This window comes from Nostoc sp. EspVER01, from assembly GCF_034530635.1.
GTDB lineage: Bacteria > Cyanobacteriota > Cyanobacteriia > Cyanobacteriales > Nostocaceae > Nostoc.
On sequence record NZ_JAVRCS010000009.1, the window covers coordinates 162,398 to 188,648 of the forward strand.

General features: G+C 43.9%; 17 protein-coding genes and 1 pseudogene. 7 read left to right on the forward strand and 11 right to left on the reverse strand.

Annotated elements, in window-relative coordinates; genetic code table 11:
* Positions 1 to 200: 200 nt before the first annotated feature.
* Complete coding sequence (locus tag RMX69_RS10625) at positions 201 to 1,547, forward strand: P-loop NTPase fold protein (protein ID WP_289797112.1); 1,347 nt, start codon at positions 201 to 203, stop codon at positions 1,545 to 1,547.
* Complete coding sequence (locus RMX69_RS10630; RefSeq protein ID WP_322637442.1) at positions 1,504 to 3,321, forward strand: tetratricopeptide repeat protein; 1,818 nt, start codon at positions 1,504 to 1,506, stop codon at positions 3,319 to 3,321. The genes RMX69_RS10625 and RMX69_RS10630 overlap by 44 nt, the downstream gene beginning before the upstream one ends.
* Before the next feature lie 108 nt (positions 3,322 to 3,429).
* Here the strand turns inward: RMX69_RS10630 and RMX69_RS10635 are convergent.
* The 11 genes and pseudogenes from RMX69_RS10635 to RMX69_RS10685 form a co-directional block, all read right to left on the reverse strand.
* Positions 3,430 to 3,693 (reverse strand): annotated as a pseudogene (locus tag RMX69_RS10635) (type II toxin-antitoxin system RelE/ParE family toxin); the annotation flags it as partial.
* A 23-nt stretch (positions 3,694 to 3,716) separates the two neighbouring features.
* Positions 3,717 to 3,905, reverse strand: a complete 189-nt coding sequence (locus RMX69_RS10640; protein WP_322637443.1) for a hypothetical protein — start codon at positions 3,903 to 3,905, stop codon at positions 3,717 to 3,719.
* A 449-nt stretch (positions 3,906 to 4,354) separates the two neighbouring features.
* Positions 4,355 to 6,220 carry an ABC transporter ATP-binding protein gene (locus RMX69_RS10645; RefSeq protein ID WP_322637444.1) on the reverse strand — a complete coding sequence of 622 codons (1,866 nt, stop codon included), beginning with the start codon at positions 6,218 to 6,220 and terminating at the stop codon, positions 4,355 to 4,357.
* A gap of 100 nt (positions 6,221 to 6,320) precedes the next feature.
* A complete protein-coding gene (locus RMX69_RS10650) occupies positions 6,321 to 7,376 on the reverse strand; it encodes an aliphatic sulfonate ABC transporter substrate-binding protein (protein ID WP_416211621.1) in 1,056 nt (351 codons plus the stop codon).
* Positions 7,377 to 7,446: 70 nt separating this feature from the next.
* Positions 7,447 to 8,445, reverse strand: coding sequence for an aldo/keto reductase (locus RMX69_RS10655; protein WP_322637446.1), 999 nt, complete (start codon positions 8,443 to 8,445; stop codon positions 7,447 to 7,449).
* A gap of 109 nt (positions 8,446 to 8,554) precedes the next feature.
* Positions 8,555 to 9,157: a GDSL-type esterase/lipase family protein gene (locus RMX69_RS10660; protein ID WP_322637447.1), complete on the reverse strand. Its 603-nt coding sequence runs from the start codon at positions 9,155 to 9,157 to the stop codon at positions 8,555 to 8,557.
* 154 nt (positions 9,158 to 9,311) lie between these two features.
* Positions 9,312 to 9,980, reverse strand: coding sequence for a dienelactone hydrolase family protein (locus RMX69_RS10665; protein ID WP_322637448.1), 669 nt, complete (start codon positions 9,978 to 9,980; stop codon positions 9,312 to 9,314).
* 169 nt (positions 9,981 to 10,149) lie between these two features.
* Positions 10,150 to 11,688, reverse strand: a complete 1,539-nt coding sequence (locus RMX69_RS10670; protein WP_289797120.1) for an amidohydrolase family protein — start codon at positions 11,686 to 11,688, stop codon at positions 10,150 to 10,152.
* A gap of 242 nt (positions 11,689 to 11,930) precedes the next feature.
* Entirely contained in the window at positions 11,931 to 13,295 is a 1,365-nt protein-coding gene (locus RMX69_RS10675) for an LLM class flavin-dependent oxidoreductase (RefSeq protein WP_322637449.1), read from the reverse strand.
* 1,149 nt (positions 13,296 to 14,444) lie between these two features.
* The gene (locus tag RMX69_RS10680; RefSeq protein ID WP_322637450.1) at positions 14,445 to 17,618 is read right to left on the reverse strand and encodes an efflux RND transporter permease subunit; all 3,174 of its coding nucleotides are present in this window, start codon (positions 17,616 to 17,618) and stop codon (positions 14,445 to 14,447) included.
* Positions 17,619 to 17,898: 280 nt separating this feature from the next.
* On the reverse strand, positions 17,899 to 19,248 hold the full coding sequence (locus tag RMX69_RS10685) for an efflux RND transporter periplasmic adaptor subunit (protein WP_289797124.1): 1,350 nt from the start codon (positions 19,246 to 19,248) through the stop codon (positions 17,899 to 17,901).
* Between the two features lie 731 nt (positions 19,249 to 19,979).
* Here RMX69_RS10685 and RMX69_RS10690 point away from each other — a divergent pair.
* The 5 genes from RMX69_RS10690 (at position 19,980) to RMX69_RS10710 (ending at position 26,200) form a co-directional block, all read left to right on the forward strand.
* On the forward strand, positions 19,980 to 20,153 hold the full coding sequence (locus RMX69_RS10690; protein ID WP_322637451.1) for a hypothetical protein: 174 nt from the start codon (positions 19,980 to 19,982) through the stop codon (positions 20,151 to 20,153).
* 284 nt (positions 20,154 to 20,437) lie between these two features.
* Positions 20,438 to 22,315 (forward strand): NAD(P)H-quinone oxidoreductase subunit F, encoded by a 1,878-nt coding sequence (locus RMX69_RS10695; protein ID WP_289797125.1) that lies wholly within the window; start codon positions 20,438 to 20,440, stop codon positions 22,313 to 22,315.
* A 51-nt stretch (positions 22,316 to 22,366) separates the two neighbouring features.
* Positions 22,367 to 23,080: a carbonic anhydrase gene (locus tag RMX69_RS10700; RefSeq protein WP_322637452.1), complete on the forward strand. Its 714-nt coding sequence runs from the start codon at positions 22,367 to 22,369 to the stop codon at positions 23,078 to 23,080.
* 181 nt (positions 23,081 to 23,261) lie between these two features.
* The gene (locus tag RMX69_RS10705; protein WP_322637453.1) at positions 23,262 to 24,758 is read left to right on the forward strand and encodes an NADH-quinone oxidoreductase subunit M; all 1,497 of its coding nucleotides are present in this window, start codon (positions 23,262 to 23,264) and stop codon (positions 24,756 to 24,758) included.
* A 134-nt stretch (positions 24,759 to 24,892) separates the two neighbouring features.
* The gene (locus RMX69_RS10710) at positions 24,893 to 26,200 is read left to right on the forward strand and encodes a CO2 hydration protein (RefSeq protein ID WP_322637454.1); all 1,308 of its coding nucleotides are present in this window, start codon (positions 24,893 to 24,895) and stop codon (positions 26,198 to 26,200) included.
* The last annotated feature ends 51 nt before the right edge of the window (positions 26,201 to 26,251 follow it).

Sequence of the window (26,251 nt, forward strand, 5' to 3'; positions counted from 1 at the left end):
GAGCAAAACAAAGCGAAGCGATCGCAAAATCTCCAACTAAAAACTATTCCATGCGATTGCTTGTCTGCGACACACGTAGGAATCATAACTAATTTTTGAACTTGCGCGCGGAGTTTTATGAGTTTTATAGCTGTATTTGCTAAATTTGATGGGCGATCGCTTAAAATTTAGAAGTTGATGATTGTTATCTGCCCAAAACAATGTCTCAGTCAATTTTTCAGCGTGCAAATACTCTTAGAGCGGCTTTTTTGGCTTGTAATGTTGAGCCGCTTGAACCAGCAGAAATGGAACGGTATTATGTCGATCTGTCGCTGGTGCGGAAAACTTCGGCTATTGATAATGTCAGTACAATTTTGGATTTTCAAGAAGCAGGTGATTTTACAACAATTTTATTTACCGGACATCGCGGTTGTGGAAAAAGTACGGAGTTAAAAAAAATTCAGAGTCTTTGGGAAAATAATTATCGGGTTATTTATTTAGAAGCGAACGAAGAGACAGATATTAATGATACCCGGTATACAGATTTATATTTGATTGTAATTAAACAAGTTGAATTTGAATTACGAAAACTAGGTTTAACTTTTAATCAAGCTTTATTAAAAAGTTTTGAATCATGGTTTAAAGACATTACTCAAGAAAACGAGCAAAGTGTCGAAAAATCAGTCAACGTCGAGGCAGAAGCCACTCTCAGCCCTACTGCGCCATTTCTCGCCAAACTAATGGTCAAATTGCTGGCACAAATTAAAGGCTCGGACAAGCAAAAGACAACTATTCGGCAAACTCTAGAAAAAGATTTATCTCGCCTCAAATCTGATACTAATCTGTTATTAAGCGACGCTTACGCAAAATTGAGGCAAAAATTTCCTCAATGTAAAGGTTTATTAATTATCTTCGATAATTTAGATCGGGTTCCTCCTGCCGTAGCAGAACATTTGTTCTTTGATTATGCGGCTCAGATGCAAGAATTAAATTGTACAATCATTTATACAGTACCAATTTCAATTCTTTGCTCGCCGAAAAATCCCTTAAATCAGTTTGATGGTGATCCTCATATTATACCGATGATTAATATCTATAAATTTGAACGGCATAAATGCGATTTAAATTACGATCAGACGGGCTTAGATGCGATGGCAAGTGTAATTGAAAAGCGGGTTGATATTGATGCAATTTTCGAGAGCCGTAATCAATTATTAGAATTAGCAAAAGCAAGTGGTGGGCATGTGCGTCAGTTAATGCAAATGATGCGCTCTGCATGTCAAACAGCGAGTACCCGAAAACATACAAAAATTATCTCCGAAGATATAGAGTATGCAGTTAAACAGCAACAATTTAGTTTTGAGCGGTTTATTCCTGAAGAACATTACGCTCATTTGGCTCAGGTTTGCTTAACTAAAAATGTCAGCAAAGATGAAATTGGACAATTAATGTTATTTAATACTTCCGTATTGGAATATAACGGTGATAAACGGTGGAATTATCCAAATCCAGTGGTGAAGCGAAATGAGTTCTTCCAAGAAGCTCTCCAATCAGTACAAAAACAGTGAACTTCAAGCAGAAATAGGTAAATTTATTGCCTATAATAAAGATGAATTTGCTGAATTAGTGACATTTGTCGATTTTGCAGAAAAATTTACATTAGGCTTTATTGAAATTAATTTTACACCCGATATAGACCTATTAATTGCTGGATTGCAACAGAATCCTCAATGTGAAGAAATCCAATTTGTGGTTTTAGATTTTCCTGATGGAAATTTGCGATTTTTGCGGGATGAATTGGTGGAGCAATTAGCCGAGATTACCAAAGAAACAAATAAAAAACTTGTTTTATTAATTCGGAATTTAGAAAAATCGATTGGTGTTTTTGGAGATTATCCACCAGTTTTACAGGATTTAAACTTCGTCCGCGATTCCTATCGTCAAACCGTACCCCATCCGCTTTTATTTATCTTGCCAGATTATGCAATTTCGCGGTTAGCAAAATTTGCACCTGATTTTTGGGCTTGGAAATCAGGTTTATTTCGCTTTAAAACCACAGAATTGACTAGAGATAGGGCAATTGCCAATACTCTGAATACAGACATAAATATAGAACGCTTACCAACACCAGAACAACAAGAACGGATCGATTTATTACATGGACTGTTGATGGAATATCACCCAACTGGAGAAATACCCAGCCCAGAACATCTCCGTAATTGCTGTAATATTTTAAATGAATTGGGCAAAGCATATTTAAGCCAGCACAAACCAATCAAAGCTAGAGAATATTTAGAAAAAGCTGGGAAAATTGCCAACCAATTTCCTGATTATTCCTTACAAATCGAAGTTATCAATCAGTTAGGTAAAAGCTATCGGCAGCAACGACAGTTTGAAAGTGCAAACAGCTATCATCAACAAGCTTTAGATATTGCCAAAAAGCAGGAAAATTGTCGTGCTGTCGCCAATTCATTGCATTATTTAGGTAATGTCTCTCTGAATATGCGACAGTTCCACCAGGCACGGGATTATTATCAACAAGCCCTGGAAATAGATATCGAATTTGGCAATCGCTATTCCAGTGCTAGGACTTACCACCAGTTGGGAAGGATTGCCCAACAGTTGCGACAGTTCCACCAGGCACGGGATTATTATCAACAAGCCCTGGAAATAGATATCGAATTTGGCAATCGCTATTCGAGTGCTAGCACTTACCACTACTTGGGAATGGTTGCCCAAGAATTGCGCCAATATGACCAGGCACGGGATTATTATCAACAAGCCCTGGAAATATATATCGAATTTGGCGATCGCTATTCCAATGCTAGGACTTACCACTACTTGGGAATGGTTGCCCAAGAATTGCGCCAATATGACCAGGCACGGGATTATTATCAACAAGCCCTGGAAATATATATCGAATTTGGCGATCGCTATTCCAATGCTAGGACTTACCACTACTTGGGAATGGTTGCCCAAGAATTGCGCCAATATGACCAGGCACGGGATTATTATCAACAAGCCCTGGAAATATATATCGAATTTGGCGATCGCTATTCCAATGCTAGGACTTACCACTACTTGGGAATGGTTGCCCAAGAATTGCGCCAATATGACCAGGCACGGGATTATTATCAACAAGCCCTGGAAATATATATCGAATTTGGCGATCGCTATTCGAGTGCTAGCACTTACAGACAATTAGGATTGTTTGCACAAACCCAGGAGAATTACGCGGAAGCTAGGGCTAATTTGCAGACAGCCTTGGAGATATATGTTGAGTATCAGGATGAATATATGGCTACGGTGACGCGAGAGATTTTAGAGGGTTTACCGGAGTAGGTGGGGATATGGGCGATCTAATCGCGTTTTGGGTTTTGTGGAGGTGCGTTAGCGAAGCTGTCCGCAGGAATCGCGTTTGCTTGATTGGTTTGGGAGTGCGATCGCTATTCATTCTATACTTGGTGTAATTTCCTGTGCCCCATGTATAACAGCAAGTACATCAATTTGTTCGGGCTTGATGTAATAGATAATTCGATATGAACCTTCAATAACTTCCCGAATTTGCTCGGTTTCAAACTCTGGTACAATTCGACCAGATAGAGGGAAATTCGCAAGCTGCTGGGAACGTTTGGTTATACGGTCGATAATCCTGGTTGCGTACCGAGGTGAATTCTGGGCAATGTAAGTATAAATTGCCGATAGGTTTTCTACTGCTGTTTCTGTTCAAAAAACTTTCACTCTGGTAGTCCAAATTTTGCCCTAACTTCCTGTACGGAAATTACTTTACCAGCTTGACTCTCAGCAAGTCCAGCTTCCACAACTTGCCTAACATAAATCCCATACATGAGGTCATCCCATGTTGAGTTAGCAGGTAATTTATCAATTAGCTTTCGAGCTTCTTCTTTAATATTGAGCTTTTCCATAGAGATTACAGATAACTTGCTTTTCTATATTCTATGCTCAACGGGAATCGCGTTTGGGGTTTGTGGAGGTGCGATGTCTAACGACAAGCCGCGTTGCGTCTACGCGTTTTGGGGTTTTGAGATGGGGAGAGAAATAAATAAGTGTATTGATGGCTATAACAGTCGTAAAAATTACTCAAAATTTCTCTTTACTCCCCTGCTCATTTCACGATAATCTCACTTTTTCGCGTTGCTCCTCTTAAGGAAGCGATCGCATCTGTATTTTATTTCCCTGGTGGAAAAGTTCCCCTGTCACCTGCATCCGTATACTTAGGGACTTGCGTAAAAATAAAGTACCAATAAACCGAGTTTCGACTGCGCTCAACAATTACATTACTTTAGTTTTGTGAACTCTTTCCCGGACAATTCTTGAATTGAATTTGCAAATAAACCTCAAGTAGCGCTAAATGTCAAGCGATCATTCCCTTTTCGATATTATCTGTGCCACTGCGAATCTCGTCGAGATTTTCCGGTAGAAATCCACCTGCTTGCATTTTCCATAACCTGTAGTAAGCGCCACCAAGTGCCAGCAGTTTGGTGTGAGAACCATCTTCAATAATCCGACCTTTGTCGAACACCAGAATCCGGTCTAGATGAACGATGGTAGATAATCGATGAGCTACTACGATCACCGTTTTCCCATTCATTGCCAAGTCGAGGGTATCCTGGATCGCTTTTTCGGTGATTGAATCCAGGCTAGAGGTGGCTTCATCTAAAATCAGAATCGGTGCATCTTTGAGGATTACCCTAGCAATCACAATCCGCTGTCTTTGCCCTCCAGACAACTTGACACCACGTTCGCCCACCAGAGAATTGTAACCATCCTTACTTTGGACGATGAAATCGTGAGCATGAGCCTTTCGCGAAGCTTCGATTACTTCCTCATCGGTTGCATCCAAACGTCCATAACGAATATTTTCTAGCAAAGTGCGATGGAACAGAGACGGATCTTGGGGAATCAAACTGATCTGAGCGTGCAAGGCATCCTGAGTCATGTCTCGAATATCGACCCCATCAATGATAATCTGTCCAGATTGTGGGTCGAATAAACGCAAAATCAGATTCACAAAGGTGGATTTTCCAGAGCCGGATAAGCCCACTAGTCCAACACGCTGTCCCGCTTGGATGGTGACAGAAAGGTTATTGAAAACTTTCTTCTCATCTGTGTAGTTGAAATTCACCCGCCGAAACTCAATTTTACCTTGGGTGATTGAGTGGGCGATCGCTTTTTCGCGATCAACCAACTCGTGCGGTTGAACGATGGTGAAGACACCATTGGCGACATTCCCAACATGTTCAAAAAATTCCAGAAAGCGGCGGCTCAAATTGCGCGCTTCACTGATGATCAACAGTGATAAGCTAGTTGCTACAACAAAGTCAGCAGTAGCGATCGCTCCTTGACTCCAAAGAGAAAGCGAGTAATACAGTGTGCTAATTTTTAGAATAGCTGCTGAGATGAACTGAAACCAGCGAATGCGCTCTGAATACCAGTTGGACTCTCTCACGTGTTTGAGTTCGCGCCTTAATTGCTCATTCAAATAACGTCGTTCAAAACCAAAGCGAGCAAATAGTCGGCTACTAGTGAGATTCGTGACTGTATCTACAATGATGCCAGTTGTCTCACTTCTGGCGGCTGCGGCTTTCCGGGAGTAAAATCGGCAGCGAGTTGCCAGCCAGAACGAAATACTGATGAAGAGAACTGCCCATATTCCCACGAGTGCAGCCAGTGGAGGATAGGCGCGATACAGTATTGTCGTGGCGACGGTATACACAACAATTACTGGCATAAATTCAGTAATCATCATTTGCATCGTCTGGGTAACACCTAGAGAAGTTTCGCTAATTCGATGTGCCAATGCCCCAGAAAAACTGCTGCTTAAGTAGCGATGTGAATGGTGTTGCAAGTAGGCATATAGCGATCGCACAATGTGCTGTCGGTGGATGGGATGGAGAATCGTTTGCAAGAGTCCAGCCGATCGCCCAAATACCACTTCACCCACACTCAAGCCGATGAATAACATCAAGGGTTGCTTCATGGCATCAAAAATCGGCTTGTTGTCGCCCGTCGATCGCGCCACGCCCCGGATAATCTCGCCAATAGCATAAGGCAACATAATGCCACAGGTTGCGTGTATTATCTCCAGGATCACCATTAACACATACCACCAGCGAAACTGGTTCACGAAATACAAAATGAACCTAAATGGAGTTGATGGTAAATCTGGTGCATCAGGAGCACGTTGAAAGGATTTAGATTGTCTAGCTTTTTTCGTCATGAAAGCCGATCTCTTAGCATCATTTTAACTTTTCTACCAGATAAAAATGGACGACTCGATAAGCCGTCCGATGGCATTAGAGACTTTTAGAAGTACTCCACTAGACCATAATTTCTTTTGGTGTGATTGCAGCATAGATATCAGGCGGGAGTAACGCTTCCTGAATATTAATTTTCTTTGGTATTACACCCTCGTCAAAAAACAAATCTGCCACACGTTGTTGTTCCTTAATTAGTGCAGGGCTAAGTCCTCTGCGTCCTGCGAAAGTACGCCGAGACATCGCTATTTCTACCACATCTGGATCGAGCTTTTGTTCTGTTATCATCAATTTGGCAACTTCGCCTCGATTTGCCTCTGCCCATTTGTCGAGCTTATTAAGCTCCTCAATGATAATTTTTAGCAAGCCAAGATTTTCTTCGGCAAACTTTCTATCAGCAATATAATAGCCACCAGGAGAATCTAGCCCAACAGAATCTTTAAGCACTCGAATTCGACCCATCTTTTGAGCGATCGCATAGTGTGGATCTCCCGTCATCCAAACTGGAATTTTACCTTCGAGAAAAGCAGCCCGTGCTTCAATAGTCGGCAAACTTCTGATTTTAATATCTTTAAGGGTCAAGCCGATTGATTGCAACGCTCTGATAATAAAGTAGTGCGATGCCGAGCCTTTTTGAAAGTAAACTTCTTGACCCTTGATATCCTCAAACTTTTGAAGTGGAGACTCAGGGGGAACGGCAATAACACTACTTGTCCCTGTCCTTTGGTCTCTTTGTGTACCGACTACATAAACAAGTTTTGAGCCAGCCACTTGTGCAAAAATTGGTGGTGTTTCTCCCACCGATCCCACGTCAACTTTTCCCGCAGCCATCCCTTCCATCAGTTGGGGCCCTTGGACAAATTGCGCCCATTCTACCTTAATGCCCAATGACTCCAAGCGTTTCTCTAAAACTTTCCGATTTCTGAAAAGATCCCCCGCACTCTGATATCCCATGCGTAGAACTTTAGTTTTTATCCCAAGGGAATTTTCACTGGCATTAATACTATTGATCAAAGAAGATTGTTGGCTTTGTTCGCTACAACTTCCTAACAGATATGCCATAGAAAAGCCACATAGACCGGAAGTAGCAACATGGAGAAAACGACGGCGTTTAATCATAGCTATTTTATCCATGAGATATTTCTGATTTGAATCATTTGTCATTTGTTATTCGCTGCGTCCCTAGTTTCTAACGAAGAGAATCTCCTCTTCGGTATTCGGCGGTTATGTCGTCTAATTTTTGTTTCAAATTGTCGTCAAGTTTTAGTTCTACCGCCTTGAGGTTGTCAGCAAGTTGTTCTGGACGGCTAGCGCCAATGATGGGGGCAGTGATAATGGGATTAGATAAAACCCAAGCTACTGCTAAGGTGGTGAGGGACAATCCCGCCAAATCTGCTACTGTGCGTAAATCTTCGACAGTATTAAATTCGCGATCGCGCCAGTAGCGTTCTTGATAACGTTCTGCGGCAGCACCTAGCGTAAAACGCGTACCTGATGTGGGGCCTTGAGTAAAATTGTGTTTGCCTGTAAGTAGACCACCCGCCAAAGGATTGTAAGAAATTACACCCAGTCCTTCTTCTTTGGCAAGAGGCAATAATTCTCGCTCAATTTCGCGGAATAACAGGTTGTAGCGGGGCTGAATTGAGATGAACTTGGTTAAATTGCCCGTCTCGGCACGACCCAAAGCGCGGGCGAGTCGGTAAGCTAAGAAGTTGGAAACCCCGATGTAGCGCACCTTGCCAGCACGAACCACTGCATCCAGCGCTTCCAAAGTTTCATCAAGAGGGGTTGAAGCATCATCGGAGTGCAATTGGTACAGGTCGATATAATCAGTTCCCAAGCGTTGCAGAGAAGCATCGATCGCATCCAAAATATGTTTCCGCGAAGCCCCCTGATCCCAAGGTGCAGGGCCAACTCGACCGACGCATTTGGTAGCCAAAATAAAATGTTCGCGTTTGCCTTTGAGCCAGCGCCCAACAATTTCTTCGGTGCGTCCCGCAGTAGCAAGCCCACCGCCGAGGGGATAAACGTCGGCTGTATCTAAAAAGTTGATACCACCATCGGCGGCGGTGTCGAGGATGTGCCTGGAAGTTTCTTCGTCAGTCTGCAAACCAAAGGTCATAGTGCCGAGACAGAGGCGCGAAACGGTCAATCCAGTTTTACCGAGATTGATAGTTGGTAAGGTCATAGATATGTTGTTGATTGAGAAAGTTTTAAAATTTTTAAATAGAATGCGACGTGCGTTCTGCGTTAGCGAAGCGGGGCGGAATTAAAACGCTATGCAATAAATGCATTTTTTAAGGTGTAAACCAATTTAACCAACCTTCCCAGTTTTGGACGATCGCAGCAAATTCCGCGTAACCATCTGCTTTTGGGTGAGCGCCATCATTAGCTTTTGCTTCTGCTAGCCAGATTGGTGACTTTAGCAAACTGGAAAACACATCAAGATACGGAACATCTAGTTCATTACAAACCAATGCGAATTCCTGTGACAGATTGGCAAGAATTTGATTGTCACCACAGGGTGGCGGACTAACCATCAAGATTGGATAGAGTTGCTTTGCTTGGTTTAAGATACTACGAGCATTTGCGATCGACTCTGAAAGTTCGATTCCTTGCTGTTTACCCGCCCATCCTGAATCGTTTGCCCCAAAAGAAAACACTACTCGACCATCAGATTCTCTTGGGAGACGATAGGAGACTTCCGAGTACCAACGTTGTTTGAGATACCGACTTGTCTCTGCCCGCACCCCCAAGTTGTAATGGGTGATAGCGTATCCTCTTGACTCAGCATTGCGGCACACTCTACCTGTCCAACCCAGAAACTCTGGATCGCCTGTGCCATTGACAAAGGATTCACCAATAAAACAAATTCTGATTTCTTTGCGAGAATCTGACATAATTCAACTGAATTTTGCCGAAAAAGTTCGGTTTAGAATTGAGAAGAAGCATTATGTTCATGATTCTAGAAGATATTAATATATTGTTATGTTAGGTAGGCAGAACGCTGCCCACCCCACTGGATATTGCAAGTTAGTTTTTGAACATTTCACCTCAAGCAACTACAGAAATTTCACGCCGATTCTGTGAAATTAGCCATTGTTGTAACTTCGGATCGCCGTATACTTCATCTGCAATAAAATGATCGCCTTCCGGTAGCACTGTCAAATCAACTTTTCCGCCGACTTTGCGTAAGCGCTCAACAAAATTCTCTGTATCCTCAATCGGCAGATTTTTATCCTGTCCACCTTGGAATATCTGAACAGGAATGTTTTTGAGTGCAGCTAGTTCGCTTTCTGCTAATGTTTTTGGTACACGTCCAGACACAGGAACTAAACCTGCGAAGCGATCAGGATGTAAAGCAGCGATATGCCAAATACCTGCCGAGCCTAAGCTGAACCCAGCCAATATCACCCGCGCTGGATCGACAGGCTGAGAAACGATCAGTTCATCAAGCAAAGCAAGCACATCATCGGCTCGATCTGTCCAAGTCTGTTCGGCCAGAATTTGGGGTGCAGCGAAGACATAAGGTAACGAGTCGGATAAATCTACGAAACGAGGTAAACCCCATTTCAGTAGCACATTCAAATCTGTGCCGCGATCGCGTCCTCCATGCAGAAAAAGTACTAAGGGTGAAGGTTGCTTGGCATTGTCAGAAACAGGCGAGAAAAGATAAGGCAAGGAACCATTGTTGGTGTCGTGAGAGCGTTGTTCAACAGACATTTTTGTGACTCCTAATTTGATTTGGGGATTGGGCATTGGGCATGGGGCATGGGGCATAGGGCATTGGGCATTGGGAAAGGGGTAAGGGGAAAAGGGGAAAGATTAAATTTATTCCTTTTCCCTTTAACCTTTAACCTTTTCCCCTGCCCCCACTCCCCGATCTCACCTTTTACGCCACTACTAGGCTCTTGTCCACTTGTTTAAATTCGGTGTTACTTACCTTGGATTCGATCGCTGTACCCTTGAAGAAATCGGGGTTAGCTTGGGTGTAAAACTTGTAGGGATTAGCGAATACATAGGACTTGAAGTCGGCTTCGGTCAGGACGCCTTCTTGCACGAGATCCCAGCTTTCAGCCAATGGGGAAGTTAAGTCTGGCACATCCCAGTGACCAACATCTGAGGAATAGATGGCGTTGATCTTGACTCCCAAGGGATTGGTTTTGTCATTAAATGCTGTAGCGATCGTGCGATCGTCAGACTCGGAACCAAAGAAGAAACTATTCACCCAGCGATCGCGGATGTCTTCAATTGTTTCAATACCTGCGGCGGCAAAATCATCCAATTCGCTACCAATGGGCGCACGGCTATGACGGCTAAATGAAGCTCCCAGTACAGTCTTGGTCAATTCGTCCTTATCGAGGGAATGTCCTTGAGTAACTTCTGCACCGTAGCGCTCAAATATCTCAAACAACTCATCGGCATTTGTCAAGGCTGGATTGTAGTTTTGCAGTGCCTTGATATTGCGCTTCAAGAACCGATCTACCAAATGAATGTAGACACGCGCACCCCAATCTGCACCACCTTCCAGCATCGCTACGCGCAGCTGGGGAAAACGCTTGGTAACACCACCGAAAAACAGCGCCTTCGCAAATGCTTCCGAACCATCGGCGAAGTGACCGATATGGTTGTTCATGTAGTTACTGATGGAGGAACGACCAGTCCAACCCTGACTGCCGTAATGGGTGGTGACAGGTACGCCAAGTTCCACGACCTTTGCCCAGAAAGGATCGTAGTCGTATTCACTATCTAGTCCGTAGAAGTCGATATAAGAAGCATACTTGGCGATTTCGGGATATTTATCGGCTGGATATTTATCAGCGATCGCTTTGATTGGCCGTTTCACCCCGCCAGTAATATTAATCACTTTTAAGCCCAGTGTTTTCACCGCAAACTCTAACTCCTCAATGCCTTCTTGGGGAGTAGTTAATGGGATACCAGCTACTGGTGTCAAGCGATCGCTATATTTCCGGTAGATATCAGCATGATAGTGATTGACTGCGCGTTGCAGTGCTTGACGATTCTCTGCACTCGCTCCAGCCGGTGCTAAGACATTGTTGGGAAACAGCACCGAATAGTCCGATCCTTGCTCCGCCTGACGCTCATAGAGGAGTCCGGGGAGGGTGTAAGTAGCGAGATCGAGTGTGTTTTTGGTAACTCTAGCCCACCAAGGCGATCGAATTGTCCGGTTGTATTGACGTTCTTCAGGAGTTTGCTGATACCAGTCTTTACCGTTGCTCTTGGAGTTCAGACGAGAAGCTTCCGTCTTACGTAACTCATCTACAAGTTTCACACCGCCGTACTTAGCGATGTAATCCTCAAAAGCTGGCGTGAAATCATTGGTATGAACATCGGTGTCGATTACTGGATAATCAAGGGTTGCTCTGATTGCAGCAGAGCGTGAGGTCTTCAATCGGCTATATTCAGTCATGTTTTTTCCTTGCCTACGGCACAAAAATTACAGAGTTTTTTCAGCATCCAATGCTGCTATTGACAAATAAATTTCCTGTAGAGACGGCGATTTATCGCGTCTTTCCACCATCGCGTCTCCCTACAATTTTCCGTAAGGCGGCGATCTACAGAAGGTGCAATTTAAAAGGTATGGCATAAGCATCCCTGAAAAATTCATTTATGCAACAGCACTATAAACACAGTGCAGATATGAAAAGTCATTTACGCCAACACCAATCTTTCATCTAGTTGTTTAGCAGCAAAACGATTGGCCGGACGACGCAATCCCAGGTTTTCGCGCAAAGTACTGCCTTCGTATTCAGTACGGAACAGTCCCCGTTTCTGTAGAACGGGAACGACTAGGTTAACGAATTCATCTAATCCTGTGGGAAGGATTGGCGGCATGATATTAAAGCCATCTGCTGCACCGTTGTTGAACCATTCTTCTAGCTGGTCGGCAATGGTTTCGGGAGTACCGAGTATGGTGCGATGACCTCGTGCAGTAGCAAGAGAGAGATACAGTTGGCGCAGTGTGAGAGTCCCACGAGTAGCCAAATCTCTAACTAGTTTGAGACGACTTTTGTTAGTGTTGGTATCGCTGGGTAGTTCGGGAGCTACATCATCTAAAGAATATTGCGACAAATCCACACCCTTGTAATAGTTCTTTAAAATCCCCCAAGCCACATCGGGATGGATTAATGATTGCAGAAATTCGTACTTCTCTTGAGCTTCTGATTCAGTACGGCCAATGATTGGGAAAGCACCAGGCATAATTTTGAGATCGTCTGGCGATCGCCCATATTGTGCTAGCCTACCTTTGACATCAGCATAAAATTCCTGGGCATCGGCTAGGGTTTGATTGGCGGTAAAAATCACCTCAGCAGTACGTGCAGCTAAATCCCGTCCCGATTCGGAGGCTCCAGCCTGAACAATCACCGGATAACCTTGGGGCGGACGACCAACGTTTAAAGGGCCTTTTACAGAAAAATATTTGCCCTTATGGTTCAATGTATGCAGTTTATCAGGGTCGAAATAGACACCAGACTCTTTGTCCCGGATGAAAGCATCATCTTCCCAACTATCCCATAGACCTTTCACCACTTCCACAAACTCTTCAGCTCGCTCATAACGCTGGCTGTGTTCTGGATGATGCTCTAGTCCGAAGTTACGTGCAGCATTCTCATTGCCTGTAGTAACTACATTCCACCCGGCCCGGCCTTTACTCAAATAGTCCAACGAGGCAAACTTACGTGCCAGGGTATAGGGTTCTTCATAAGTAGTCGAGGCAGTGGAAATGAAGCCGATGTTTTGGGTTACAGAGGACAAGGCCGAGAAGAGGGTGACAGGCTCAAAATGGGCAATTTTACCATTGCGATGCTGAGTTTCTGGAGCGCCGCCCCAGACTCCTGGACTATCTGCCAGGAAAACTGCATCGAATAAGCCGCGTTCGGCGGTTTGAGTAATTTCCTTGTAATGCTCGAAATTCAGTCCCGCATCTGTTTGTGAATCGGGGTGTCGCCAAGCGGAGACATGGTGTCCGGTGGCTTGAATAAATGCACCTAAACGAAACTTGCGTGTTGTACTCATATATTTTTTCTTTTCTTATAGTGCGTTAGCCTACCCCTCCGGGGAAGCAAGCTACGCGGCGCGGAGCGTCTCGTAGAGAAGCTTAGGGTCGGTATCGCTGATTTGCGCTACGCCAGTTATGATTACTGCTGCTACGAAAGGTTGGCAATTCCTAACTGCTCAAATGCATTACACATTTCGGTCAAACCCACATAATTAGGTGGTAAGTGCTTATGAAAAGACGACAGCATCATGGTTTTAAGCATGATATATGTCCAAAAAATCCTCGGATGGCATATCGATAAAATCTTTTCCCCGTACAACTTTGAGGTATTGGTGTCAGCCATTCAGGCATTCACCTCTTGCTAGACGTTGAATGTCGTCATGCAAAGATTTTCTAGTAACTAAACTTGCCGTTCAGTTACTTACTAGTTGCTCAAAAATCAAATAACCTAACTGTAAGTCAGGTTAATACCACAGCAGAATTAGGAATGCTGCTGCTTGGCGCTCTAACTACATAAATTTATCTAGTAATTTTATCCACCAGATAGAGCCTACACAATAAATACAAAAAAAGATGTGTTGGAAATCACAATAATACGTAAAACTAATAATTAGTTTTGCAAATATTAAGTCTTGCAAATCAATGTTTATTGAATATATAGTTATTTATGATACCGAAACCTTGTTATCGTATGTCCGACAACTCTACTTGTCATTACGTTCGCTCTTAGCGTTCCCGCAGGGTACGCAACGATAGCGGAGTGAAGTAATCGCAATGATTCTGTGATTGCTTTGTTTCACTCGCAATGACATATCATAAGTGATTAAGCGGACATGATATTACACAATTTTCTAGGGAGCATCCCGTTTTGGCAGATCGCCGCACGCTACGCGATGGGGTTTCCCATTCAAATGCGGTACAACATTATATGGCAAGGTATAGGGGGAAGGTATGCCGTCCCCCGCAAGGTCACAATGTCAATACCCTAACCCGGATTTCTCACCACACCTCGAATGGAGGAGTAATGAGTAGTGAGTAAGGAGTAATGACTAAGAATGTACAAGTTCTTGCACTGGTATTGCGCCTGTTGCTCTTTTACTTATTACTCATTACCCATTACTTATTACTCATCATCAATTGTTTTGGAGCTTGTGAGAAATGCGGGCCTAATTAGTAGCTAGTTTGTCCGGCTTTTTTGCAGCTGGCGATCGCGGCGATTTCCGCCCAGAAAGATCGTATAGTAAACCCATAAGTGCGGGTACAACAGTGGGAGTCAAAATAGTAGAAAACGCCAGCCCACCAGTCAAAACAATGCCTAACCCTTGGTATAACTCTGAACCTTGACCTGGTAAAACTGCTAGCGGTAACATTCCCAAGACACTAGTGCCGGCAGACATGAAAATTGCCCGTAAGCGATCGCTCGTCGCATTATATAAGGATGCATCATAATCCTCACCTGCTTGCTGGAGTTGCAAGGCGCGATCGACCAACAAAATGGCATTGTTAACAACCACACCCGTCAGAATCACAAATCCCAAGGCTGTAATCATATCTAATGCCACATTCATTCCCGGAATCATGTTGGCGATTACTAGGCTCAATAGTGCGCCACTCATACCCATCGGCACTGTTGCCATAATCACCACTGGGTACAGGAATGAGCGATATAATGCCACCAGTAATAAGTAAGTAATCAAAATCGAAAATGCAAATGCAGCAGCTAATTGACCAACAGTTGTTGCTAACTGATCCGCTGAACCTGCGAGTTCTAGCCGATAGCCTGTTGGTAAACTCGCACGCAGAGGATTCAGAATTTCTGCTTCGGTACGTTCTACCAGGGTAGCAAGGGGAGCATCGGGTGCAAGGGAGACAGTGAGGCTAATTGAGCGCTCTAGATTGACGTGGTTAATAGCATCGGCTCCCGTTGTTTCGCGGACTTCGGCAACATCGCCCAGTTGCACTTGTCGTCCTTGTGCATATAGAGGCAATTGGCGCAGTTGTTCTGGTGTTTCCACAGCAGTATTTTGCAGTTCCACTGAGACATCTAGTTCTTCTTTGCCATCAATGTAATCGGAAGCAACTCGACCACCCAATGCTGCTTCTACCATTGAACCAATTTCTGCTTCCGAAAGTCCTACTTCCGCGATGCGTTCGCGGTTGGGAATCACTTGCAATTCACCTGCACCCAAGACGAAGTTTGAGCGCACATTCTGCACTCCTGCAAGCGATCGCAATTTGCCGGTAATTTGCTTTTCTAAGTCACCAATTTGGTTTAAATCAGCCCCAACAATATCCACTTCAAATTCTTTACCCGGATCGCGGAAGATAGAAATCCGGGTTGGGATTATAAAACGGTATCCAGCAAAGTTGCTGCTTTGGGCGCGTAACCGATCCACCATATCAGCCAGTCCGGTAGTGGTGGCAAATTCTGGTTTTAAAATAGTTGCAATACCGCGTAATGCTCCTGGACGGTCAACATACATGATGCGCTCAACTTCTGGTTGCGATCGCAGAAATTTTTGCACAGGTTCAGATTGCCGAATTGCTTCGGGTATACTGGTTCCCGGTAACGGTTCGGCCCGCAATACAACTAAGTTCCGATTTCCTTCGGGTAGATAATCGGCAGGTGGTAAAAGAAAAATACTAGTCACGAGCAAAACAATCGGAATCGACAGCACAATTAACCTGCGCCCAATACGTTTACGCCCCAGTGACCAACTAACAGTAGCGACGAGAAAGTTTTCCAGTTTGGTTTGGAAATGACGAAACACCGCAGAGGTTTTAGCCACCATCCGTTCAAACCAATTACCGCCCCGGTATTCACCACCCTGCATCATTTGCATGGCTTCCGATTGTTTCAGGAACAATCCCGATAGCATGGGTACTAAAGTTAATGCCGCAAACAGGGAGAATAGAGAAGAGGCAGAAAGTGCGATCGCCATATCAGCATAGAGTTGCCCGGCTTCACCCGTCACCATTAACAATGGTACAAATACCACTACGTTAGTTAACGTGGAACCAAGCATTGCGCCCCAAACTTCTTGCGTACCTTCAATGGCTGCCCGCATCGCACTTTTACCTTGCTGCATGTGGGTGAAGACATTTTCAATCACAACGATCGCATTATCTACGACCATACCCACTGCAAACGCCAATCCCGCCAAACTGATGATATTTAATGTGCGTCCAAATGCAGACATGACAATAAACACCATAATCAGTGTAATGGGAATTGTAATTGCCACCACTGCAACGGTACGCATGGAACCAAGGAACAAAACCAAGACAATGGTTGCTAACAGCGCCCCACTAACTAAGTTGCCTTGGACAAATTCGATGGATTGATTGATATACTGACTCTCGTCATAGTTGTAGACAAAGCGAATACCTTGATTTTGCTTGTCAAACTCAGTTTGGAGTGCCGCAATTTCCGCCCGAATGCCTTTAGCCACCTCTGGCACATTCGCCCCAATTTGGCGAATTACACCGACTGCTACCCCAGGTTTGCCGTTGAACACCAACGCCCCATCTTGGGGTTTGCGTCCCATCTGTACTTTTGCCACATCTCGCAAGTAAACAGTGCCCGATTGGTCGCGTCGCAACACAAAGCCTTCAAGTTCTGATAAATCTTGCGATCGGCTGGTTGTGCGGACTCGATATTCCCGTCGTCCGAGAATTAATGGCCCACCCCGAATATCACGGTTGTTTTGTTGAAGGACTCGCACTACATCCCCAATTCCCAGGTTGCGATCGCTTAATGCTTTTGGATCAACCTTCACCTCGACTTCTCGTTCTTGTCCACCTACTAACAGAAATTGTCCAGTTCCCTCGACTCGCCGCAAACGGGGAATTACGACTTCTTTTGCTAAGTCCCGATAACGATTTGCATCCGGTTTAAATCCTTCTTTGGTATCAAAGGGAATCCACATCATTGGTGAACTGTTACCACCCACCAGTTCCACACTCGATTCCTGTGCTTCTGGTGGCAAGCTTTCCACCTGCTGCAAGCGGTTGAGAACATCTACCATCCGCTCTTTAGCGTTGGCATCCTGAGCAAATTCCAAGGTAATGCTGCTGCGTCCAGCACGAGAAGTACTGCTAATTTCTTGGACACCTAGCACCTCTTCCATCTGTTCTTCGATGGGGCGGGTAATCAGGTCTTCTACTTCTGTTGGCCCTGCGCCGGGATAGGTAGTTGTAATTGTAATTTCCGGGCGATCACCTCCTGGTTGCAATTCTAGGGGTAACTTTAGTAAGGAGAATACCCCAAACATTGCCAGCAAGCAAAACAAAACAAAAGTTCCATGTCGCCAACGAACGGCGGTTTCAATAAAGTTCATATTAATTGGTAATTCAGAAAATCATATTTAAACTGGGTTTGCAGTATTTTGAAGGAAAGGTTAAAGGAGAAAGAGACGATTCTTCCTCTTTAACCAACTTCTGCAAGAAGTCTATGGAAGTGTGGTGCAACCTATGTTACGCCGTGTGCGACTTTCTCTCAGACCTAACCCCCAACCCCTTCCCTACAAGGGAAGGGGAGCAAGAATCAAAGCCTATCGACCTTTCGGGGAGAGGAATGGAAGTGGGGTTTCAAGAATAAGTCACACATCGGGTTATGTTTTAAGTTGGATCAACTATCTTTACAGGCGCACCATCTTGCAATCCATCACCGCCACGTAACACAATGCGTTGACCAGTGCGTAAAGTGGGATGATAAATTGCGACATTTTTACCCATGTCAGAAACCATCTCGACTGGAATTTGTTTAGCTTTGCCATCTGCAACTGCAAAAACTAGCCACTCGTTTTGTCTTCTGGTTAATGCATCTCGTGATACTACAAAGCTGGAGCGATTCGAGGGCATATTTAAGTTACCTGCGATCGCCATTCCTGGTATTAATCCTGACGGGGGTTTGTTAATTTGGACACGCACACGCTGGCGACGTGAAGCAGTTTCGGCAGAAGGAACTACAGCAGTGATGGTGGCGCGTTGCTTCCATTGCGGTAGAGCGCGAGTTGTGAGATCGATTGTCATCCCTGGGGTAACTTTACCACTGAGTTCTTCTGGTAACTCTAGGAAAATATCGAAGCGATCGCCTGCTACTAAGGTGACAATTTCACCAGAACTTTGTACCAAATCACCATTGCTGATGTGGCGAGTCTGCACTATTCCCGATTCCGATGCCAGAATCCGCGTGCGCTGTCGGGCTAATTCTGCTTGAGCTAAGGTGGCTTTAGCTGCTTCTACATTTGCTCGTTGGGCGGCGATTTCTTCTTGAATCGGCCCAGCTTTAGCTTCGGCAAGTTCTGCCTCAGCTTCTAACCGTTCTCCTTGAATGTTATTCAATTGTGCTTGGGCTTCCACTAACAATCTTTGAGATAAAGCACCCTCTTTCACAAGATCGCTAGTGCGTTTCAGGTTATCCTGTGCTTCCAGTTCTCGCGCCTTCGCAGATGTGACAGCCGCTTGCCGTTGAGCAATGATTTCAGGACGAGTGCCAACTTCCAAGCGTGCTAGATTGCTCCGTTGTTGTGCCAGTTGCGCTCGTGCTTGGCTAATTGCCAATTGCTGATCGGTATCATCCAGTAAAGCGATCGCCATTCCGACTTTGACGCGATCGCCTGGTTGCACTGAAATTTGCTTGACAATTCCGCCAGTTTGAGCGCGGATTGTTGACTGCTGAGTGGCTTCTACTTGTCCCAACAACTGGACACTTCTGGTAGCACTTCCACTTGCGAGGGAGATTGTTTCAATTGGCTTTGGAGGTGGCCCTTGCTGCTGTGCCACAGAAGAGGGTGGTGTGCCACCAGGAGCGAACATCCGCCAGAGGATAATGCCACCAGTTGCCAAAAATGAAATCAGCAATCTCCAGAACCAAGGTTTACCTGAGCGAGTCGGTGCTAACTCAGAAGGCACAGAACTATCTGATTGGGTTTCAACCTTTGAAACTTCAGTTTCAGAAGTATCCATAGCGATTAACGGTGGGCTACTGAGGGTTAAGTACTAACTATTAACCGTTGAAAGTGAACAATGAATAGTCCAATGTTCGCTATCAACAGTCAATTATTTAGATATAAAGTAAATTTACGTTACCTTTCTTGTAGTTTATTGGATAAATATGACAGAGAAATGTCAAAGATAGTCCGAAGAGTGGAGAGGGATGTTAGAGGATGTTTGAAAAGTCATGATTGATGTATCAAATATTTTTTACCCCACCCTAACCCTCCCCTTTACAACTACCGTGTACACACAAGTCTTGTCGCAGCCATATCTTTATTAATAAATTAATAAATCTCGCACTGCGTTCCCATCCCGCCTCGGAATAAATTCCGAGTCTCATAGCCCAAGTCCACTTAAGTGGACTAAATTGATTATTCAGTCCACTGAAGTGGACTTCAGCTATTAGCCCTGAACTTTAGTTCTGGGCGGGATATCGGTAAGTATGACAGCTTAACTCTGACATCTGACAAAAATGTGGGTAAAAGAGTTGAAACGTATGTGGAAAGCACTTGTGTGTACACCATAGCCTTGTAAAGGGGGGATTAAGGGGGGTGATTAAAATTACAGCCAACCACTTTTCAAACAACCTCTAAGGTGTACTGAGTTTTTTCAGAAATCAAATATGAGTCCTATAGCACGAAAATGCTTTCCCCAAGGAAACGTATATACGACAATGCAGGATGAACTGGGAGTGTTGTACCTTGAAATTCGCTACTGCTGCCGCCATTAATCTCTCCCGGATGTGGGCTTGGTGGTCTAATGTTCCTCTTGGCAAAACCCGTGTCTCTCGTTTTGCCTGTGTAGACGTGGTTTCTAACCGCCCTTGTAACAATAGAAGCTTAATATCAATTGATAAAACTAATGATAACTATTGATTCATTCCTTACTCAATGCATAGATTAAGAATAAATACCTATTATTCCTTGCTGAAATAGTTGATCATATAAGAAATAATTAGAGTTATTATCTTAAATTTATTTAATTAACTAATTCCATTTTGACAAATATAACGGTAAGCTGTTTCTAACAAAATTAAATAAACATAAATTTGTATGTTCTGCGTAGGCGTCGTCCGTCGTAGACATCCCTGGGTTAACTGGGATCAACGCCAGTTGACTCAAAACCCATAATTTTTGATGACAAATTTAGAGGTAAGTTAATGGCTCAGTTTCTACTAGAGACTGTTTGGCTAGTTCCGTGCTACGCCTTAATAGGTGGCTTGTTAGCCGTGCCTTGGTCGCCAGGGATCATTCGGAAAACGGGGCCAAGACCGGCGGGTTATCTAAACTTGGTGATGACATTTTTGGCGTTTGTACATAGTGCGATCGCCTTACAAGCAACTTGGAATTATCCAGCCCAAGAAGTATTTATTCCGTGGTTATCTACGGCTGGTTTAGACTTAACCATTGCTTTGGATATATCCTCGGTGAGTGTCGGCGCTTTAGTTGTGATTACTGGCTTGAATTTGCTGGCGCAGATTTATGCCATCGGCTACATGGAAATGGATTGGGGTTGGGGACGCTTCTATTCTTTATTAGGATTATTTGAAGCGGGATTATGTGCCCTTGCTTTGTGTAATAATTTGTTCTTCAGCTATGTAATTTTGGAAGTCCTAACACTAGGAACCTATCTACTAGTCGGCTTATGGTTTAGCCAACCGTTGGTAGTCTCAGGTGCGAGAGACGCTTTCTTAACTAAGCGGGTGGGAGACTTATTCTTACTGATGGGCGTGTTGGCATTATGGCCTTTAGCTGGAACTTGGAGTTATCCAGAACTAGCTAAGTGGGCGGCTACTGCTAACGTCAACCCGACAACTATGGCACTGGTAAGTTTAGCTTTAATTGCTGGGCCGATGGGTAAATGTGCCCAATTTCCCCTGCATTTATGGCTAGATGAAGCAATGGAAGGCCCTGTTCCTAGTACGATTTTGCGGAACTCGGTAGTAGTAGCTAGTGGTGCATGGGTGCTAATTAAATTGCAACCTGTGTTAACCATCTCGCCCATAGCTTCCTCGGCGATGGTTGCGATTGGTGCGGTGACAGCCGTGGGTGCTTCTTTAATTGCGATCGCTCAAATCGATCTTAAACGCTGCCAATCTTATTCTGTCAGCGCATATATGGGTTTAATATTCATCGCTGTAGGAACGCAACAATACGAAGCGGCGCTATTGTTAGTACTCACTCACGCCATATCCGCCGCCTTGTTGGTAATGAGTACTGGGGGAATTATTTGGAATAGCATTACCCAAGATGTTACCCAATTAGGCGGATTGTGGACGCGTCGCCCAATTTCGGCGATCGCTTTTATCGTTGGGACATTGGGATTAATTGGTTTTCCACCACTGGGTAGCTTTTGGGCGCTGGTGAAACTAGCAGATGGATTATGGGAAACGCAACCTTGGTTAGTGGGAGTAGTAATCGCGGTAAATGCTTTAACAGCCGTGAGTTTAACCAGAGAATTTAGTTTAGTTTTTGGCGGTAAAGCTAGACAAATGAGTCAGCGATCGCCGGAAGCTCACTGGCCGATGATTTTGCCAACAATGATTTTACTTGGTGTAAGTCTACATCTTCCTTTAGTGTTGCAAAGCTTATCACTTTTACCAGATTGGGCAAGTCTAAATAAAGATGTCGCACTGCTTTTAATTTGGTCGAGTATTTTCGGTTGCAGTATCACTGGCGTGATTTATTTAAGCAATATTCCTAAACCGATTCGCCTCCCTTGGCAAGGTTTGCAGGACTTGTTCGCATACGACTTTTACACCCCCAAACTCTATAAAATGACCATAATTTTTGGAGTTGCCAAAATTTCCCAACTTGCCGATATGATTGACCGCTTTGTAGTCGATGGCATCGTTAACTTCGTTGGTTTATTTTCGCTATTAGGTGGTGAAGGTCTTAAATACAGCACCTCTGGACAAACCCAATTTTATGCATTCACTGTTCTTTTAGGAGTGAGTTTTTTAGGAATGTGGGTAACTTGGCCATTTTGGGGAATGCAATTTTTAAATATGGTTTTTCAAATCTCGACAATTGGATAGGAGTAACTATCCTACTAAAAGCTAACAGTTTAATATTGTGAGGAGAATTTCATGAGCATACAAGATCCCCAAATCAATCTTTCCAGAAGAGGTTTATTGAAGTTTGGTGCAGGTGCGATCGGTACAGGTGTATTGACAGCCGGACTTGGTTCAAACTTGCTTGCAGCCGAAACAAAACCAGCACAAGATGAGATTACCCCCGATAAGGCACTGCAAGAATTATTAGATGGCAATGACAGATTTGTTCAAGCAAAACGCCGCAATCCCAACCAAAATCAATCACGTTTAGTCGAAGTTGCCAAAGGTCAAAATCCCTTTGCTTCTATTCTAGGCTGTGCAGATTCACGAGTACCTTCAGAGATTGTTTTTGACCAAGGACTTGGAGATTTATTTGTCTGCCGTATAGCTGGTAATATTGCCACAACACAGCTAATTGGTAGTTTAGAATTTGGCAGCTTAGTATTAGGCACTAAAGTCATTATGGTCATGGGGCATGAAAGATGCGGTGCAGTAGAGGCGGCAATTAAAGGTGCTCAAGTACCAGGGCGAATTGGAAGTTTGCTTGAAGCTATTAAACCAAGTGTAGAAAGCTCAAAAGAACAATCAGGAGATAAGCTAGAAAATGCTTGTAAAGCAAATATTTTAGCACAAGTTGAAAAATTGAAATCATCGGCAGTTTTATCTGAGTTAATCAAAGCAGAAAAGCTGAAAATAGTCGGTGGCTATTACGATTTAGATACCGGAAAAATTAACGTAGTCAGTTAGCTTTTTTGTCCTTTGTCATTAGTTACTTTAAATCTCGTTCCCAGTCTTCGACTGGGAATGCAAATTTCAGAGGCTCTGCCTCACGAATTCGCGGTAGAGCCGCAATGATGTGCGTTTCCAATCTCTGACTGAAAACGAGAAAAACTATAACAATTACCAATTTTCCTAAATCCTAAATACCATGTTAAGTGTTTTGATTTGGCTCCCGATTTTAGCCGCCGCTCTTATAGCAATATTACCCGTAAGCTTCCCTAATCATCGTATTCGTTTAACAGCATTAATTTTTTCTGGAATAGTTCTTTTTTGGAACCTGTTTATCCTGCTAAAATTTGATATTAGCAATCCAGGAATGCAATTTAAAGAGTATTTACCCTGGAATGAAACCCTTGGCTTGAGCTATCAATTAGGTGTTGATGGGCTTTCTATCTTGATGTTGGTGTTAAATAGCCTGCTCACCTGGATTTCGATTTACAGTAGCAATAAAGAAACTGAACGTCCTCGGCTGTTCTACTCGATGATTTTATTAGTTAGTGGAGGAGTCGCAGGTGCTTTTCTCGCGGAGAATTTGCTGCTATTCTTCTTATTCTACGAACTAGAATTAATCCCCTTCTATTTGCTAATTTCCATTTGGGGAGGGACAAAACGGGGTTATGCTGGGATGAAATTCCTGATTTATACTGCTGTTTCGGGAGCCTTGATTCTGGCGACATTCTTGGGTATGGTGTGGCTGAGTGGTTCTACCAATTTTGCTTTTGATGCAGTCTCTACAGAAAATCTGTCAACAACAAAGCAAATCCTTTTGCTAGCAGGAATAGTATTAGGTTTTGGCATTAAAATTCCCTTAATTCCCTTCCATACTTGGCTACCCGATGCTTATGTTGAGGCTTCAGCGCCAATTGCCATTCTTCTCGGTGGCGTGTTAGCAAAGCTGGGAACTTATGGACTGCTGCGATTTGGGTTGGGTATGTTTCCCCATGCTTGGAGCATTATTGCACCGACTTTAGCAATTTGGGGAGCAATCAGCGCTATCTATGGGGCAGTAATTGCGATCGCTCAAACAGATATCAAGCGTATGGTAGCATATAGTTCCGTTGGTCACATGGGCTATATCTTGCTAGCTGGTGCTGCTAGTACTCCCTTAGCACTCGTTGGTGCAGTCGCCCAAATGTTTAGCCACGGTATCATCTTGGCAATTCTCTTCCACTTGGTGGGAGTCGTAGAAGCCAAAGTCGGTACCCGCGAGTTAGATAAACTCAACGGTTTAATGAGTCCCATACGTGGCTTACCCCTAATTAGCGCTTTACTAGTTTTAAGTGGGATGGCTAGCGCAGGTATTCCCGGTTTAACAGGATTCATCGCGGAATTTATCGTCTTTCAAGGTAGCTTCTCTGCCTTTCCCATCCCAACTATTTTGTGTGTAGTAGCTAGTGGATTAACCGCAGTTTATTTTCTCATCCTCCTGAACCGCACTTGTTTTGGCAGACTTGATAACTTAGCTTACTATCCCAAAGTTCTTTGGTCTGAGAAAATCCCAGCTTTAATTTTGGCAGCTTTCATTATCTTTTTGGGAGTGCAACCCACTTGGTTAGTGCGTTGGAGTGAATCTACAACTACAACAATGGTGGCTGCAATTCCCTCTTTGGAAAAAACCGTAATCTCTGAAGTCGCCCTGAAATAGAAAATACATCAAAACACTTGTAGAGATGGCGATTTATCGCGTCTTAAAATCTATCCCTCCAAACGCGAGAAATTGCGTTTCAAAACCTATCCCCCAGACGCGATAAATCGCGTCTCTACCAATTTACTATTACTATGACAGCAATTAAAACAGCAATTAAATTACCTCCTTCTAATCATGAATTTGCTGATGTAATTCACCGCTTAGAAGCTGGCGGTGCAATGTTACCCGATACTCCAGAAAATTTGATGCAAATCATCGGTTTATACAAAGCTTATGCCGTGCCGATGGATTTCTACTGGCGTGACCTACTTTATATTGCCGAACGCGAATTTTTAAACCCGTTACCGTTTTTTAAATACTTCTTACCCAAAGAGTATTTAGAACTGCATAATCATTACGCTGGCGATGATGCCGATTTACGAATTTGGCGCGGTGAAGCTACTGCACATCCAGAACTTTTGGCATTTATCGAAAAGGGTGAAACCTTCAAAATGCCGAAGTTGTTGCATCACTTGTTCCACGATCGCATTAACATGGAATTTGCGGAAGCTTGTATGCGGGCGATGCTGTGGCACAGAGGGATGGGTGGACAATTTGACCCTTACCTAGATTCAGACGAATACAAAGCCAACGCCGACAGGGCAATTAAAGCTTATTTCCAAGGAAACCCCGTCATGCTGGGGCTTTACAAGCTGTTCCCCGATATGTTTTTGGAACAGTGCCGCCAGATGTCATACTACGCTAATCTGGGCTTATTCTGGGAAATCATGGCCCCAGTATTCTTTGAAATGTCTGATCGCTATGATGAAGGTACCATTAGCAGTGTTCCAGAGGCAATGAGCTTCTTAGTTAATGGTATATTTGCGATCGCAGGTCGTCCCATTTACCATCACGTTTATATTCGTGGTGAATGCTACGAAATTGTCCCCAAATCTAAGGGTTTCATGTGGTTATACGAAGCCGCATTACCATACGTTGAGGCAGTTTTCTACCGCACTGCACCCTTCCGAGGCACAAAATCTTATAATGCTCAAGCGCGTCAAGTACCAGAAGACCAGAAAGACTTTCACTATGGTATTCTTTACGCTGATGTATTTCCAGTGGGTACTGCTGGCATTCCCCCCACATTATTAATGCAAGATATGTTGCATTTTTTGCCACCATATCTTATTGATTATTACAGCCAACATTGCCGAGGTGAAGAAGATATGTTGATTCAGTTAGGAGTGAGTTTTCAACGGTCAATGTACTGTGTCACTTCTGCGGTAATTCAAGCTTTGCGGACTGCACTTTTATATCCATTAGATGACCAAAACCCCAGGCATTTACAAGCTAATCGAGACTTTTTTGAAATGCAGCTAAATCGCTTTACCCGTGCTGACTACAACATTCGTGATGCTGCTCGTTTAGGGAGCATTCAAAGTCAAGATTATCGATAAGATATCTCCATCTAAAACCTTTGTAGAGACGTAGCAGTGATACGTCTCTAC

Coding starts and splice junctions, on each gene's coding strand:
- RMX69_RS10650 (WP_416211621.1), bottom strand. CDS start 7,376: ATGATTAAACGCCGTCGTTTTCTCCATGTTGCTACTTCCGGTCTATGT.
- RMX69_RS10710 (WP_322637454.1), top strand. CDS start 24,893: ATGACAGCAATTAAAACAGCAATTAAATTACCTCCTTCTAATCATGAA.
- RMX69_RS10630 (WP_322637442.1), top strand. CDS start 1,504: ATGAGTTCTTCCAAGAAGCTCTCCAATCAGTACAAAAACAGTGAACTT.
- RMX69_RS10640 (WP_322637443.1), bottom strand. CDS start 3,905: ATGGAAAAGCTCAATATTAAAGAAGAAGCTCGAAAGCTAATTGATAAA.
- RMX69_RS10680 (WP_322637450.1), bottom strand. CDS start 17,618: ATGAACTTTATTGAAACCGCCGTTCGTTGGCGACATGGAACTTTTGTT.
- RMX69_RS10655 (WP_322637446.1), bottom strand. CDS start 8,445: ATGACCTTACCAACTATCAATCTCGGTAAAACTGGATTGACCGTTTCG.
- RMX69_RS10660 (WP_322637447.1), bottom strand. CDS start 9,157: ATGTCAGATTCTCGCAAAGAAATCAGAATTTGTTTTATTGGTGAATCC.
- RMX69_RS10685 (WP_289797124.1), bottom strand. CDS start 19,248: ATGGATACTTCTGAAACTGAAGTTTCAAAGGTTGAAACCCAATCAGAT.
- RMX69_RS10625 (WP_289797112.1), top strand. CDS start 201: ATGTCTCAGTCAATTTTTCAGCGTGCAAATACTCTTAGAGCGGCTTTT.
- RMX69_RS10675 (WP_322637449.1), bottom strand. CDS start 13,295: ATGAGTACAACACGCAAGTTTCGTTTAGGTGCATTTATTCAAGCCACC.
- RMX69_RS10670 (WP_289797120.1), bottom strand. CDS start 11,688: ATGACTGAATATAGCCGATTGAAGACCTCACGCTCTGCTGCAATCAGA.
- RMX69_RS10665 (WP_322637448.1), bottom strand. CDS start 9,980: ATGTCTGTTGAACAACGCTCTCACGACACCAACAATGGTTCCTTGCCT.
- RMX69_RS10705 (WP_322637453.1), top strand. CDS start 23,262: ATGTTAAGTGTTTTGATTTGGCTCCCGATTTTAGCCGCCGCTCTTATA.
- RMX69_RS10695 (WP_289797125.1), top strand. CDS start 20,438: ATGGCTCAGTTTCTACTAGAGACTGTTTGGCTAGTTCCGTGCTACGCC.
- RMX69_RS10645 (WP_322637444.1), bottom strand. CDS start 6,220: ATGACGAAAAAAGCTAGACAATCTAAATCCTTTCAACGTGCTCCTGAT.
- RMX69_RS10700 (WP_322637452.1), top strand. CDS start 22,367: ATGAGCATACAAGATCCCCAAATCAATCTTTCCAGAAGAGGTTTATTG.